This is a genomic window from Kribbella flavida DSM 17836 (assembly GCF_000024345.1).
In the GTDB taxonomy this organism is placed as follows: domain Bacteria; phylum Actinomycetota; class Actinomycetes; order Propionibacteriales; family Kribbellaceae; genus Kribbella; species Kribbella flavida.
Genome location: NC_013729.1, coordinates 3,820,651 through 3,835,452, shown reverse-complemented (window position 1 = coordinate 3,835,452; position 14,802 = coordinate 3,820,651). Strand labels below are relative to the sequence as shown.

Below are 14,802 nucleotides of genomic sequence, written 5' to 3'. Positions count from 1 at the left end.
CCGGCTGAGGTCGTCGTGAGCGCTGCCGCCGGGGACGGCCTGCTCGTGCTCACCGGCAGCCGGATCCACCGGTTGCCGGCGCAGGTGAAGATCGTCGCCCTGCTGCTGTTCGTGCTCGCCGTGGTCTCCACCCCGGCCGCCGTCTTCTGGGCCTTCGCGCTGTACGCCGTGCTGCTGGCCGGCTGTGTCGCCATCGCCAAGCTCCCGCTCACGACCGTGCTGCGGCGCCTCGCGGTGGAGACGCCGTTCATCGTGTTCGCGCTGCTGCTGCCGTTCGTGGCGACCGGTCCGAGCGTCGAGGTGCTCGGGGTGTCGCTGTCGCAGTCCGGCGTGCTCGGCGCCTGGAACGTGCTCGCCAAGGGCACACTCGGCGTACTGGCGGCGATCGTGCTGTCGGCGACGACGAGTCCGCGTGACCTGCTCGCCGGGCTCGAGCGGTTGCGGCTGCCGCCGACGCTGGTGGCGATCCTGTCGTTCATGGTCCGCTACCTCGGTGTGGTGTCTGACGACCTGCACCGGATGCGGATCGCCCGCGAGTCGCGCGGGTACGCCGGCGGTCGCGCGGGTCAGCTGACGGCGGTCGCCGGCGGTGTCGGTGCGCTGTTCGTGCGCAGCTTCGAGCGCGGCGAGCGGGTGCACCTGGCGATGCAGTCCCGCGGCTACACCGGGCGGATGCCGCAACTCGCCGTCGGTGGTGCGGGGCGGGCGCAGTGGCTGGAAGGGCTGGCGATGTCCCTGGCGGCGGTGGCCGTGGCGGTCGCGGCTAGGGTGGTCGGCTTGTGAGCGGTCCTTCGATCCACGTCGAGCGTCTGGTCTTCGCCTACCCCGACGGCCGGCAGGCGTTGTTCGGGGTGGACTTCACCGTGCAGCGCGGGGAGCGGGTCGCTTTGCTCGGTCCGAACGGCGCGGGCAAGACGACGTTGGTCCTGCACCTGAACGGCATTCTCGGTTCGGTGGCCGGTGGCACCGGCAGCGGGCGCATCCAGGTCGGGGGCACCGACCTGCACCGCGAGCACCTGCCCGCGATCCGGCGCAAGGTCGGGCTGGTGTTCCAGGATCCCGACGACCAGCTGTTCATGCCGACCGTGCGCGACGACGTCGCCTTCGGGCCGGCGAACCTCGGGCTGCGTGGCGCGGAACTGCGGGACCGGGTGCACGAGGCACTGGTCCAGGTCGGCATGCAGGACCACGCGGACGTCGCACCGCATCATCTGTCGTTCGGTCAGCGTCGCCGGGTCGCCGTCGCCACCGTGCTCGCGATGCGCCCGGAGGTGCTCGTGCTCGACGAGCCGTCGAGCAACCTCGACCCGGCCAGCCGGCGCGAGCTCGCCGACATCCTGTCCGGCCTGGACGTCACGCTGCTGATGATCACCCACGACCTGCCGTACGCCCTGCAGTTGTGCGAGCGCAGCCTGCTGATGGACGACGGCCGCATCGTCGCCGACGGCAAGACCCGCGACCTGCTGGCCGACCAGGCGCTGATGGCCGCTCACCGCCTCGAACTGCCCTACGGCTTCGACCCGCTCTCGGTCCCTGGCCCCGAGCGCTGACGATTTCCCTCCCGGTGTCGATCCCGGCCGCATCCGTCCGACGCGTTGGTGAAACCACCACCCGGAAGGACAGGCCGATGAACACCACCACCGCAGGCTTCCCCACCCCGTCGACCGCCGGTGCTGCGCACGCCGCGGGGTCAGCACAGCCGTCGCCGGCCAGGACGTTGCTCGGACTCGGCGTGCTCGCCGGGCCGCTGAACCTCGTGGTCGTGACCGCCCAGGCGCTCACCCGCGACGGGTTCGACCCCCGCAAGCACGCCGGCAGCATGCTGACGCTCGGCGATCTCGGCTGGATCCAGAGCGCCAACTTCGTCGTCACCGGCGTCCTTGTCGTCCTCGGCGCGCTCGGGCTGCGGCGCAGTGGCGCGCTGGGCAGCACGTGGGCACCTCGGCTGCTGACGGTCTTCGGTCTCGGCACAGTGGCGGCCGGCCTTCTCCTGCCGGACCCGGCGCTCGGCTTCCCGGCCGGAACCCCCGACGGTCAGCCCGTCGCGATGAGCTGGCACGGCGTCGCCCACTTCGCCGCCGGTGGGATCGGCTTCCTCGCCTTCGTGATCGCCTGCGTCGCGATCGGCCGCCGCTTCGCCGCGACCTGCCGGCGCGGTCGGGCAGTCGCCTCGTACGCCACCGGTGTGCTGTTCCTGGCCGCGTTCGCCGGCATCGCGTCCGGTTCCGCGGGCGCCGGGGTCACACTCGCCTTCTGGGCTGCGATCGTGCTCGCCTGGACCTGGCTCGCGGCGACGCTGCAGCACGTCCGGCGTACGGCGTGAGGACGGAAAGCCACCGGAGTTACCGAACTGCCGAACTCATGGTGAATATCCAACCGAAGGCTTGCTTGTCACCGTGTGCTGGGAGATCGTGACTGTCAGTGCTTCTGCGCTCACCCTTCCAGTGCAAAGGCGGTCCGCCCCATGAAGTCCCTCGCCGCTGTGCTCAGTGCCGCCGTCGTCGGCGCGACGGCCCTGTTCAGCCCCACCGTCGCCCAGGCGGCGGCTCCCGACTACGTCGCGCTCGGCGACTCCTACGCCTCCGGTGTCGGCACCCGCACCTACCTGGCCGACAGCGGTGCCTGCCAGCGCTCAACCAAGGCCTACCCGTACGTCGACGCCGCCCGGATCGGCGCCAACCTCACCTTCGTCGCGTGCTCCGGTGCCCGGGTCGCCGACGTCACCGCGAACCAGCTCGGCCCGCTGAACAGCGGCATCGAGTTCGTCACCCTGCAGGTCGGCGGCAACGACGCGGGCTTCTCGTCGGTGATCACCGAGTGCGCCAAGCCGGCCTGGCTGGCCAACTGCGACGGGGCGATCAACACCGCGCAGGCCACCATCAACAACACGCTGCCCGGCCGGCTGACCACGCTCTACGCGACGGTCCGCAGCCGGGCCACCGCCGCGAAGATCGTCGTGGTCGGCTACCCCCGGCTGTTCAACGGCACCGACTGCAACGCCGGCACCTTCTTCAGCGCCGCCGAGATGACCCGGCTGAACCAGACCGCCGACCTGCTCAACGCCAAGATCGGCGCTGCCGCGGGCGCGGCCGGATTCCCGTTCGTGAACCCGACCTCGGCGTTCATCGGCCATGCCGTCTGCGGTAGCCCGGAGTGGATCAACGGCCTGTCGAACCCGGTCAGCGAGTCCTACCACCCGAACACCGCCGGCCAGGCCGGGTACGCCAACCTGGTCGGCCCGCAGCTGACTTGAGCCGGCGCGGACACCGGAAAACCTGCGCGGCACCTCTGATCGTGATGTGATGCAGAGGTGCCGCAGTGGCCTGTCCCAGGGCGTCTCCCCACGCACTCGGGCCACTGGCTTCGACCGTCCGGTGTCCGAGGCCGGCCCCGGAGGGGTGGCCGACGTCGTACGCCGGACGGCCGGCCCGCAGCCGAGGAGCCCGGGCGACCGCGGCTTGCGCCGCACCCCGCTGAGTGCTGAAAAACCCTTACGGCGTTGGCGTTTCGGTGCCGCGACCCAGTTGTGCCAGCACGCTCGGTAGGCAGCCCCGAGCGTGCACGCCCGGGTCGGAAATGACCCTCTGTGAAGCACCGAATCCGTTGGTGTGACATGGGTCACGAGAGGTCGCGAGGCGTCATCGGCGGATGACAGGGTGCAGCCGTCACCCGCATCCGGCCGCGGCATCCCGCGCCGAGGCGGTCGTTACCGGCCGAGGCGAGCTTGGGGCGTGGGGTTCTCCGGCGACACGTAGTACTGGGAGGAAATGCCTGTGAAAGCTCGCACCTGGCTGACCGGCTTAGCAGTCGGCGCAGTCTCACTCAGCCTCACGGTGCCGGGAGTGGCCAACAGCGCCCCGGCTCAGGACCAGGCCACCGCCGCGAGTCCCGAGGTTCGCACCGTCGGGACGCCGAAGGCCGGCGGCGCCGGTCTGGTCACCAAGCGCGACGCCACCGGCCGCGCCCACTCCGTCCGTCCGGCCACTCCACTGAAGGCGCCCGCGTCGGTGAGCACGAAGGCCGGCCGGTCCGCCACCAGCAAGCCCGACGCCGTGGCTGTCGCCAAGGCCCAGGTCACCCAGGTCGCACCGTACTTCGGCGCCCGCCCGGCCGACCTGGTGCCGGACACGAGCACCCTGAACGAGTACGGCTCGCAGGTCCGTTTCCAGCAGGTCATCGACGGCGTCGAGGTGTTCGGCGGGGAGATCGTCACCACCCTGGACAAGTCCGGCGCCCTGGAAGCCGCGAACGGTGAGGTCGCGCTCGCGACGTACGGCAACTTCCCGGCCGCCGACAAGGCCGACGCGGCCAGGACCACCGCGCAGGCGGCCGCCCTCAAGGCTGTCGCGACCCGCGGCAAGCTGGATGCCGGCAAGCTGACCGCGAAGCTGAAGGGTCCGCGCTGGTTCGACCTCAGCCTGATGACCCGCCAGCCGGGCTCGGTCGCCATCCCGGTCTACCTGTACGACGTGACCGGCCCGGGCGACACCCGGTGGCAGGCGATGGTGCACGCGTCGGCCGGTCAGGCGCTGCTCGCCTGGGACCTGACCGAGCACATCAACCGGGTGGTCTGTGACGCGAACCGCGCGATCATCCAGACCGGCGGCGAGGACGTCCGCTGCGGCAAGGCCTTCGCGCCCACCCGCACCGAGGGCCAGGCGCCGTCCGGCGTCGTGGACGTCGACCAGATCTACGAGTACTTCGGCGACACCTCCGACACCTTCGCCTCGATCGGCACGGATCTGACCGAGCTGATCGGCGTCGACTACGGCGACGGCCAGGGCAAGGCGCTGCGCGGCACGGTCCGGATCTGCGTCGACGGCGCGTGCCCGTTCGCCAACGCGTTCTGGAACGGCGAGCAGATGGCCTTCGGCGAGGGGGTCAGCACCGACGACATCACCGGTCACGAACTGGCGCACGGTGTCACCCAGCACACCTCGGCCCTGGCCTACCTGTGGGAGGCGGGCGCGATCAACGAGGCGTTCTCCGACATCTTCGGCGAGTTCGTCGACCTGACCAACGGCAGCAAGGACGACACCGCGGCGAACCGCTGGCAGATGGGCGAGGGCTCCAGCCTCGGCGTGATCCGCAGCATGTCCGACCCGACCCAGTTCGGTCACCCGGACCGGATGCGCAGCGCCCACTGGTTCGACGACGAGTTCTTCCAGGACAACGGCGGCGTGCACCTGAACTCCGGCGTCGGCAACAAGGCGGCGTACCTGATCGCCGACGGCGGTGCCTTCAACGGGCAGAAGCTGCTCGGCATCGGCCTGGCCCGCTCGCAGGTGCTGTGGCACGAGACCCAGAAGGTGCTCACCAGCGGAGCCGACTACGGCGACCTGGCCGAAGGCCTGCGCGCCAGCTGCGCCAAGCTCGCCAAGAAAAAGAAGTCGGGCATGACCAAGGCCGACTGCGCCCAGGTCGAGCTCGCGATCAAGGCCACCGAGATGGACTTCGAGCCGGCCATCGGCAAGCCCGCGCAGGCCCCGGTCTGCGACACCGTTGGCGCGAAGACGAAGAACCTGTTCAAGACCAGCTTCGCGTCGTACCCCGACGGCAAGATCGTGCGCGGTGAGGGCTGGGTGCTCGGCAAGGCCGAGGGCCTCGAGGGCTCGATGGTCGACACGTCGTACTCGCAGGACGGCGACGACTCGATGCTCGGCGTGGTGACCGACCCGGAGGGCTCGATCAGTCTGCAGACCGCGAACGGCACCAAGATCAAGAAGCCGAAGACGTACCTGCGGTTCACCCACGCGTACAACTTCTACAACGTGTTCATCATCTTCGGCGTCCGGACCGGCACGGCCACCCTGGAGTACTCCGACAACGGTGGCGCGACCTGGAAGGACAGCGCTGGGCTGAGCTGGAAGAACGGGCCGACCGTCGACCCGAACTTCGCCGGCGAGCCGGCCGCCTGGCACGGCAACTCCGGGGGCTGGGAGACCAGCCGGCTGGACCTGTCGGAGTTCACCGGCAAGCAGCTGAAGTTCCGCTGGACCGGGCACGGCAAGGACTTCGCCGACCTGATCCCGGGCAACTGGTGGCTGGACAACGCCACTGTCTACACCTGCTCGAAGTGAGCTGACGAAGGCCCGGTGGACCGCGGTTCACCGGGCCTTCTGCTTGTCCCGTATATGCCTTATACGGTATATAAACGGTATGAGTGAAACGCTGACGACCGAGAACGGCCGGACCGTGCTGCGGATGGAGCGCCGGCTGGCGCATCCGCCGGAGAAGGTCTGGCGCGCCCTGACCGATCCGGCCGAGCTGGCGCACTGGTACCCGGCGCTGGTGGAGGCTGACCTGCGGCTCGACGGGCGGATCGTGTTCACCTTCGCCGACGGCGAGGACGACTTCGTCGACGATCCGGACAACACCGGCGTGATCCGCGCCTACGATCCGCCGCGGCTGCTGGAGTTCACCTGGGGGAGCGAGGTGCAGCGCTGGGAAGTGACGCCGACGGCCGAGGGCTGCGTGCTCGCGCTGACCTCGACCTACGACGACCGCGCGAGCTCGGCCAGCCTCACCAGCGGCTGGATCCTGTGCCTGGACGCGCTCGACAAGGCACTCGGCGGAAGTGCGGTACCGCGTGAGCACTACTCCGTTCTGCACGAGCACTTCGTGAAGCAGTTCGGGCTGGACGACGGCGAGCTGCGCGACGACGGCTCGCTGCGCTTCGAGCGGCAACTGACCGCGCCGAAGGAGGAAGTCTGGTCCCGGCTGGCCGGCGGCGCCGAGCCGGCTGCCGGATCACTCCCGCCGGTGGGGTTTGTTGCCAAGGGCATTGATCCGGGGCCGGCGACCGAGGCGGCCGAACCGGCCCGGCTGAGCTATCCGTGGCAGCACGGCACGGTCACCTGGAAGCTGCGCGACGGCAACGGCGGAGCTCGGCTGGTCGTGACCCTGACCGGACCTGCCGCGGAGCACCGTGCCGCGTGGCGCGAGCTGATCGAGTCGCTGGCGGCCGAGGTGGTCACCAGGAGCTGATCGGGCAGCGGCCCGGCGCAGGCGAGCTCGATCAGGCCGGGACCGGCTGGTCGACCGCCGGTGGCGGATCCGGGAACGTCCGCAGCCGGACCACCGGAGACAGCAGCAGCGCCGGCACGACCAGGGCCGAGGCGATGGCGGCGACCGTCAACGCGCCTCGGCCGCCGAGCGCCGCGGACAGCAGACCCGCGGCCAGTCCGCCGAGCGCGCCGCCACCGAACAGCAACGTACGGAACACCGCGGTCATCCGGCCCATGAGCGCCTGCGGAGTCGTCGTCTGGCGCAGGCTCACGATGATCACGCCGGCCACTCCGAGACCGAGGTAGGTCAGGGAGAACGAGACGATGATCGTGGCGATCAGCAACGGCCTCGGCCCGGCAGCCAGGGGGATCAGCGCCGGCCCGAGCAGCAACGTCGACTGCGCGACCAGGTACACCCGGCCGAGCGGGAACCGGGCGATCACCCGTTGCGCGACGACCGCCCCGACCAGGCCGCCGACCGAGGCACAGGCGAACACGAAGCCGAGGGTCCGGGCGCTGAGCCGCAGGTCCTGGCTGCCGTAGAGCAGGAACATCGTCCAGACCGTGACCATCGAGAAGTTGCAGCAGAACCCGATCAGCGCGAGCGCCCGCAGCAGCGGCCGCCCGAACACCCAGCGCACCCCCTCGCGCAGTTCACGACCGGCGTGCCGGCGCTGCTTCGCCGGGACCGGCTCCGGCGTACGGATCAGCAGCAGCGTCACCACCGACACGGCGTACGAGCAGGCGTCGACGACGAGCGCGACCGGCGCGGTCAGCCAGCCGATCAGCAGACCGGCCAGGCCGGGACCGGCGACGTCCGTCGCGGACGAGCTCATGCCGAGCTTCGCGCTCGCCTCGACGTACTGCTTCGGCTCCCGCACCAGCACCGGCACGTACGCCATCCAGCTCACGTCGAACAGCACCGACGCAACGCCGACGGCGGTGGCCATCAGCAACAGAGTGGGCAGGGTCAGCAGGTCGAGCCAGTGCAGCACCGGAATCGCGGCGAGCAGGACCAGCCGGGTGAGATTGGCGCCGAGCATCACTCGCCGGCGCCGCGCCCGGTCCACCCAGACGCCGAAGATCAGCGCGAGCCCGAGATAGGGCAGCAGTTGCAGGAACCGCAGCAGGCCGACCTCCTCGTCGGAGGCGCCGAAGACCTGCAGTGCGGTCAGCGGCAGTGCGAGCGTGGTGACCTGGTTCCCGAGCAGCGACAGCGTCTCGCCGCACCAGAACCGGCGGAAGTCCCGGTTGGCCCACAGCGTCGGCGGGGCAGTGGTTGCCCCGGCGGTTCGTGCGGTCATCGGGTCAGCTCGCGGAACGCGGCGACCACCTGCTCGACCTCGTCCTCGGTGTTGTAGTAGTGCGGTGAGAGCCGCACGCACCAGTCGACGTCCTTGTCCCCGAAGTCGTACTGCGCGAATTCTCGAAAGCTCAGCGCGGAGTTGATGCGCCGGGCGTCCAGCGCCGCCTTGAACTCCTGCGGCTGCCGTCCCTCGACGGCGACGGTGACGAGCGCGCCGAGCCGCCGGCCCCGATCCAGCGCCCGTACGCCGGGCAGCGCGTCCAGCTGGTTCCGCAGCCGCGCCGCCAGATCCGGAGTACGGCGGGAGATCGGGTCCAGGCCGACCCGGCGGGCGTACCGAACGGCTTCCGCGCTGCCGATCACCGCGGCGTACGGGAACTCCCACTCCTCGAAGCGGCTGGCCGTCGGGCTCGGGGTGTAGTTCCCGGGCGTGGTCCAGCGAGCGCCGTGCATGTCGATGAACAGCGGCTCGTACCCGGCCGCGAGCACACGGTCGGAGACGAACAGGAACCCGGTGGCCCGTGGTCCTCGCAGGAACTTGCGGCAGGTCCCGGTGAGAAAGTCGCAGCCGATCCGGGCCACGTCGAGCGGGAGCTGGCCGACCGACTGGCAGGCGTCGACGAGGTACAGCAGCTCCAGCTCGCGGCAGTGCCGCCCGATCTGCTCGATCGGCTGAACGAGCCCGGAGTTGGTCGGGATGTGGGTGGCCGCGACCAGCCGGGGGCGGCGGGAACGCATCAGCGCCGCCATCGCCTCGACGTCGACGCCGCCTTCCGGCAGATCCGGCGCGTGCACGATCTCGACCCCGAACCGGCGGCGCAGCGACAGGAACGCGAGCTGGTTGGAGATGAAGTCGTTCCGGGTGGCGAGGATGACGTCGCCCCGCTCGAACGGGATCGCGGACAGCGCGGTCGCGTACGCGTGGGTGGCACTGCCGGCGAAGGCGACGTTGCCGGGAGCGCAGTTGAGCAGCTCCGCGAGTTCGGTGTAGAAGCTCCGGACCTGGTCGGTCCGCGCGGCCGCCGCCTCGTAGCCGCCGATCTGTGCCTCCAGCTCGAGGTGCTGCAGGACGGCGTTCAGGACCGGGGTGGCGAGCAGCCCGCAGCCGGCGTTGTTGAAGTGAACGACCTGAGCTGTACCAGGAGTGTCGGCGCGCAGAGCTTCCAGGTCCAGTAGCGGTTCCGGAGTGGTCGCAGTAGCGCTAGTGTTCTCTCTCATGAACGAGCGTAGCACTACTGACCGGCTGATCGACGGGCTGCGCGCCGTCGTTCAGCGCTCGGCGCCCGGAGAGAAGCTGCCGAGCAGCCGGGAACTGGTCGACCGGTACCGGGTCGGGCCGGGCACGGTCGCCAGAGTGATCGCTCAGCTCGCGGCGGAAGGCGTCGTCGAGACGCGGCCAGGCAGCGGCACCTTCGTCGCCACGCCGGCCCGGCACGCAGCAGCGCTTCCCGACTTCGGCTGGCAGACCGTTGCCCTGGCCGACCGGGCCGTCGACCCCGGACGGCCGCTCGACAACGCCTGGCCGCCCGGCACGATCCGCCTCGACGGCGGTTACCTGCACCAGTCCTTGCAGCCGGTCCGCGCCCTCAGCAGTGCCCTCGCCCGCGCCGCGCGCCGGCCCGATGCCTGGGACCGTGCGCCGGTGAACGGGTTGCAGTCGTTGCGAGCCGTCTTCGCCGCCTGGTGCGGACCGAGCGTCGCGCCGGACGACGTACTGGTCACCGGCGGCGGTCAGAGTGCGCTGTCGATCGCCTTCCGCGCGATCGCCGCTCCGGGCAGTCCGGTGCTCGTCGAGTCACCGACCTACCCCGGCGCACTCGCCGCCGCTCGCGCCGCCGGTCTGCGCCCGGTGCCGGTGCCGACCGACGCCGAGGGCCTGCGACCCGACCTGCTCGCGGAGGCATTCGCCCGGTCCGGCGCCCGGGTGCTCTACTGCCAGCCGACGTACCAGAACCCGACCGGCGCGGTGCTGTCGGCGGATCGCCGGCGTCAGGTGGTGGAGGTCGCCCGGGCGGCGGGCGCGTTCGTGATCGAGGACGACTTCGCCCGTTTCCTCGGCCACGGTGGTCCGGTCGCCCCACCCGGCCCGCTGCTCAGCGACGATCGCGACGGAACCGTGGTCCTGGTGACCTCGTTGACCAAACCGGCCGCACCGAGCCTGCGGATCGGCGCACTGGTCGCCCGCGGTCCGGTGCGCGAGCGACTGCGTGCCATCCGGCAGGTCGACGACTTCTTCGTCCCCCGCCCGTTGCAGGAAGCGGCTCTCGAACTGATCAGCTCGCCGGCCTGGGAGCGCCACCTGAAAACCCTCGCGACCGCGCTACGTCAACGCTGCCACACGGTCGTCACCGCCTTGGCCGAGCAGCGGCCGGACTGGGCCGTCGACCACCTCCCGGCCGGCGGCCTGCACATCTGGGTGCGGATCCAGACCGACGACCCAGCGGTGGCCGAGGCGGCGCGCGATCTCGGCGTCGCCGTGAGCGCCGGCAGCCGGTACTTCGCCGCCGAGCGCCCCGGCTCCTGGCTGCGCCTCAACTTCGCCGCCACCGCCGACCTCACCGACCTCGTCACCGCCGCCCACCGCCTGGCCCCAGCCAGCCCGTTGCGATGAATCACCCGCGTCAGCGGGCGGCGGGGCGCAGCGCGGCCGCGGTCCGAGTCGCGACGCTGAGCGAGTCGGTGAGTGGTCGACCGAGCAGGTGCGCCAGGTCGGAACTGGTGTTGCTGAGGAACCCGTGGCGAACGCTGGTCGCGATCGAGGCGAGCATCGGCGGCTGGAACGGCAGCAGAGAGTCGTCGGCGAGCAGCCGGGCACGGTACTCGCCCAGCCCGACAGCTCGGTGCTCGACTCCCAACTTCTCGGCGACGTCGGCCGCGGTGATCGGTTCACCCACCAGGTCGTAGGTCTTGCCGGCGTGCGCGGCCGGATCGCCGGCCACGGCGGCTGCGGCCGCGGCCAGGTCCGCCCGCGCCACGGCAGCGAGCGCTCCGTCGCCGAACGCTGATTCCAGGCCGTCGGTGGTCCACCCCAGCAGCGCTCCGAACAGTTCGGCATAGAGCCCGTTGCGCAGGATCGTCCACCCGAGCCCGCTGGCCTTGATCAGCAGCTCGGTCGCCCGGTGGGCGGGCGCGATGGCGAGGTGGTCACCGTCACCGACCAGGCTCGTGTAGACGACGTGACCGACACGGTCGCGCACCGCAGCGTCGAGAACGGCGCGGTGGCGGGCGACCACCTGGTCATCCTCGGCGTACCCCGCCGAGACCAGGACCAGCGTCGAAACACCGGCGAGGTCGAGGCTCGCGGGGTCGTCGAAGTCGAGGCGTCGCTGCCCGTCAGCCGGCGATCGGCTCCCACCCACGGCGGGGATGTGGCGCTCGGCCAACGCGTGCAGCGTGAGGGAGGCGAGCTGTCCGTTCGCGCCGGTGACCATGATCATTGGGGTGCTGTCTCCTACCGTGGTTCTGGTCAGTACCTACGATGAGAGCTTCGACCGGCCCGGGCCGGCCCACAAGGAGGCAGTTTCGTGTCAGTGACGCACACTGGTGTAACCGCTGGAGCCGCCGAGCTCGAGCCGTGCGGACAGCCCGACCACCCCGACTGCGGGATCCGTGACGTGCTCGACCGGGTCGGCGACAAGTGGTCGGTGCTCGTCGTGGTCGAGCTCGCCAACGGGCCGCGGCGCTTCCGGGAGCTCCAGCGCGCCATTGACGGGATCTCCCAGCGCATGCTGACCCTGACGGTGCGCCGCCTCGAGCGAGACGGCCTCGTCCACCGGACCGTCTACCCGACCGTGCCGGCTCAGGTCGACTATCGGCTCACCGAGACCGGCGTCAGCCTGACTCACCTGGTCAAAGCACTCGCCGATTGGTCGCTCGAGCACCGCGCCGACATCGCGCGGGCCCGCGAGTCCTACGACCTCGACCACCCGGACACCGAGATCCGCTGACCGTCGCAGCGTCGACAACCTCCCGCCCCGCAACACCCTCGCCCCACCACCACCACCGGAGCGGTTGCGCGACCTTGAGCACGGCTCGGCCGTTTCCAGCCGCCGAAGACGGCTGAGCCGTGCTCAAGGTCGATGGGTCAGTCGGTCGCGCCGACGTACGCGCGCAGGTGCTCGGCGGTGAGGGAGCCGCTGCTCTCGACCAGGTCGGCCGGGATGCCGGTGAACACGATGCGGCCGCCGTCGTGGCCGGCGCCCGGTCCGAGGTCGATCAGCCAGTCGGCGTGCGCCATCACCGCTTGGTGGTGCTCGATCACGATCACCGTGTTGCCGTCGTCCACCAGCTCGTCGAGCATGCCGAGCAGCTGGTCCACGTCGGCCAGGTGCAGGCCGGTCGTCGGCTCGTCCAGGATGTAGATCGAGCCGCTCTTGCTCATGTTGATCGCCAGCTTCATCCGCTGCCGCTCTCCGCCGGACAAGGTGGTCAGCGGCTGGCCGAGGCTCAGGTAGCCCAGGCCGACCCTCGAGAGCCGGTCCAGGATCGCCCGCGCCGGGCCGGCCGGGAAGAACTCGCGCGCCTCGGTCACCGTCATCCGCAGGACCTCGTTGATGTTCTTCCCGCGCAGCCGGTACGCCAGCACCTCCGGGGTGAACCGGGCCCCGTTGCACTGCTCGCACACCGACGACACCTCGGCCATCATGCCGAGATCGGTGTACACCAGCCCGAGCCCCTTGCAGGTCGTGCAGGCGCCGACCGAGTTCGCGCTGAACAGCCCGGGCTTCACCTTGTTGGCCTTCGCGAACTCCGCCCGGATCGGGTCGAGCAGCCCGGTGTACGTCGCGGGGTTGCTGCGCCGGGAACCGCGGATCGGCTCCTGCCCGGCGACGATCACGCCGTCCCGGCCGGCCAGCGACCCGTGCACCAGCGAGCTCTTGCCCGACCCGGCGACCCCGGTGACGACCGTGAGCACGCCGAGCGGAATGTCGACGCTGACGTCCTGCAAGTTGTGCAGCGAGGCGCCCTCGATCCGCAGGCTGCCCTTAGGCGTCCGGACGTTCTCCCGCAGCGTCACCTTGTGGTCCAGGTACCGGCCGGTCAGCGTGCCGGACCTGGTCAGGCCCTCCAGGTCGCCCGCGTAGCAGAGCCGGCCGCCGGCCAGCCCGGCGCCGGGACCGAGGTCGACGACGTGGTCAGCGATCCGGATCGTCTCCGGTTTGTGCTCGACGACAAGCACGGTGTTGCCCTTGTCCCGCAGCTGCAGCAGCAGGTCGTTCATGCGCTGGATGTCGTGCGGGTGCAGCCCGACCGTCGGCTCGTCGAACACGTAGGTGACATCGGTGAGCGCGGACCCGAGGTGCCGGACCAGCTTCACCCGTTGCGCCTCGCCGCCGGACAGCGTCGACGACTCGCGGTCCAGGCTGAGGTAGCCCAGCCCGATCTCGACCATCGACTGCAGCGTCTCGCGCAGGTTGTCGAGCAACGGACCGACCGACGGATCGGTGATGCCGCGGACGAACTCGGCCAGGTCGCTGATCTGCATCGCGGAGCACTCGGCGATGCCGACGCCGTTGATCCGGACCGCCCGGGCAGCTTCGTTCAGCCGGCTGCCGCCACAGTCCGGGCACTCGGCCAGCTTCAGCGCCCGGTCGGCGAAGGCGCGGGCCTGACTCTGCAGTGCGTCGAGATCCTTGCTGAGGTACTGCCGCTTCACCTTCACCACGAGGCCCTCGAAGGTGAGGTTGCTGGTGCCGACCTTCACCTTGGTCGACGGCTGGTACAGGAACTGCTGCCACTGCTCGGCCGGGTAGTCCCGCAGCGGCAGGTCCGGATCGAACAGCCCGGACTGCGCGAACAGCTGCCAGTACCAGGTGCCGACGCCGAACCCCGGCGCCTTGATCGCGTCCTCGTTCAGCGTACGGTCCCGGTCGACGAGCTCGTCGAGGTCGATCTCGGTGGACTTGCCGAGACCTTCGCAGCCCGGGCACATGCCCTCGGCGCGGTTGAAGCTGAAGGCCGACGGCGGCCCGGCCGGCGGCGTACCGATCCGGCTGAACAGGATCCGCAGCATGGTGTGCGCGTCGGTCGCGGTGCCGACGGTCGAGCGGGCGTTCGCCCCGATCCGCTCCTGGTCGACGATGATCGCCGCGCTCAGGTTGCGCAGCGCGTCGACGTCGGGCCGGGACAGGCTGGGCATGAAGTTCTGGACGAAGGCGGTGTAGGTCTCGTTGATCAGCCGCTGGGACTCCGCGGCGATCGTGTCGAACACCAGGGAGGACTTGCCGGAGCCGGAGACCCCGGTGAAGACGGTCAGGCGGCGCTTGGGGATGTCCAGCGAGACGCCGCTGAGATTGTTCTCCCGGGCGCCCCGCACCTGGATGACGTCGTGGCTGTCGGCGGCCGCGAAGGCGGCCGGCGCGGTCAACTTCGAAGCAGGCATGCCTTCAATCGTCTCATTGAAGCACCCATGAAAGCTTTCCAGCGAGCTGAGCCAAGTTCGCGGTGACGGCCAAGACTCAACCTTCTACGACGTGGTGAAGGCCCAGG

General features: G+C 70.5%; 12 protein-coding genes. 8 read left to right on the top strand and 4 right to left on the bottom strand.

Going from position 1 to position 14,802, the window contains the following annotated elements; translation table 11 throughout:
- Positions 1 to 15 precede the first annotated feature (15 nt).
- The 6 genes from cbiQ (at position 16) to KFLA_RS17695 (ending at position 6,987) form a co-directional block, all read left to right on the top strand.
- The gene (gene cbiQ / locus KFLA_RS17720; RefSeq protein ID WP_012921181.1) at positions 16 to 783 is read left to right on the top strand and encodes a cobalt ECF transporter T component CbiQ; all 768 of its coding nucleotides are present in this window, start codon (positions 16 to 18) and stop codon (positions 781 to 783) included.
- Positions 780 to 1,550: an energy-coupling factor ABC transporter ATP-binding protein gene (locus tag KFLA_RS17715; protein WP_012921180.1), complete on the top strand. Its 771-nt coding sequence runs from the start codon at positions 780 to 782 to the stop codon at positions 1,548 to 1,550. The genes cbiQ and KFLA_RS17715 overlap by 4 nt, the downstream gene beginning before the upstream one ends.
- 77 nt (positions 1,551 to 1,627) lie before the next feature.
- On the top strand, positions 1,628 to 2,323 hold the full coding sequence (locus tag KFLA_RS17710) for a DUF998 domain-containing protein (RefSeq protein ID WP_012921179.1): 696 nt from the start codon (positions 1,628 to 1,630) through the stop codon (positions 2,321 to 2,323).
- Positions 2,324 to 2,464: 141 nt separating this feature from the next.
- Positions 2,465 to 3,253, top strand: coding sequence for an SGNH/GDSL hydrolase family protein (locus KFLA_RS17705; RefSeq protein WP_012921178.1), 789 nt, complete (start codon positions 2,465 to 2,467; stop codon positions 3,251 to 3,253).
- Between the two features lie 520 nt (positions 3,254 to 3,773).
- Positions 3,774 to 6,080, top strand: coding sequence for a M4 family metallopeptidase (locus KFLA_RS17700; RefSeq protein WP_012921177.1), 2,307 nt, complete (start codon positions 3,774 to 3,776; stop codon positions 6,078 to 6,080).
- A 79-nt stretch (positions 6,081 to 6,159) separates the two neighbouring features.
- On the top strand, positions 6,160 to 6,987 hold the full coding sequence (locus tag KFLA_RS17695; protein WP_012921176.1) for an SRPBCC family protein: 828 nt from the start codon (positions 6,160 to 6,162) through the stop codon (positions 6,985 to 6,987).
- Positions 6,988 to 7,018: 31 nt separating this feature from the next.
- On the opposite strand, the gene KFLA_RS17690 is transcribed toward KFLA_RS17695, so the two are convergent.
- Complete coding sequence (locus KFLA_RS17690) at positions 7,019 to 8,311, bottom strand: MFS transporter (RefSeq protein WP_012921175.1); 1,293 nt, start codon at positions 8,309 to 8,311, stop codon at positions 7,019 to 7,021.
- Positions 8,308 to 9,531: an aminotransferase class V-fold PLP-dependent enzyme gene (locus KFLA_RS17685; protein WP_012921174.1), complete on the bottom strand. Its 1,224-nt coding sequence runs from the start codon at positions 9,529 to 9,531 to the stop codon at positions 8,308 to 8,310. Before KFLA_RS17685 ends, KFLA_RS17690 begins: the two co-directional genes overlap by 4 nt.
- Here KFLA_RS17685 and KFLA_RS17680 point away from each other — a divergent pair.
- Positions 9,530 to 10,924 carry an aminotransferase-like domain-containing protein gene (locus KFLA_RS17680; protein ID WP_012921173.1) on the top strand — a complete coding sequence of 465 codons (1,395 nt, stop codon included), beginning with the start codon at positions 9,530 to 9,532 and terminating at the stop codon, positions 10,922 to 10,924. The two genes, KFLA_RS17685 and KFLA_RS17680, sit on opposite strands and share 2 nt — an antisense overlap.
- Before the next feature lie 10 nt (positions 10,925 to 10,934).
- Here KFLA_RS17680 and KFLA_RS17675 read toward each other — a convergent pair whose 3' ends face one another.
- Positions 10,935 to 11,750 (bottom strand): NAD(P)H-binding protein, encoded by an 816-nt coding sequence (locus KFLA_RS17675; RefSeq protein WP_012921172.1) that lies wholly within the window; start codon positions 11,748 to 11,750, stop codon positions 10,935 to 10,937.
- Between the two features lie 87 nt (positions 11,751 to 11,837).
- Between KFLA_RS17675 and KFLA_RS17670 the strand changes: the two genes are divergently transcribed.
- Complete coding sequence (locus KFLA_RS17670) at positions 11,838 to 12,260, top strand: winged helix-turn-helix transcriptional regulator (RefSeq protein ID WP_012921171.1); 423 nt, start codon at positions 11,838 to 11,840, stop codon at positions 12,258 to 12,260.
- 137 nt (positions 12,261 to 12,397) lie between these two features.
- On the opposite strand, the gene KFLA_RS17665 is transcribed toward KFLA_RS17670, so the two are convergent.
- The gene (locus KFLA_RS17665; protein ID WP_012921170.1) at positions 12,398 to 14,695 is read right to left on the bottom strand and encodes an ATP-binding cassette domain-containing protein; all 2,298 of its coding nucleotides are present in this window, start codon (positions 14,693 to 14,695) and stop codon (positions 12,398 to 12,400) included.
- Positions 14,696 to 14,802 lie beyond the last annotated feature (107 nt).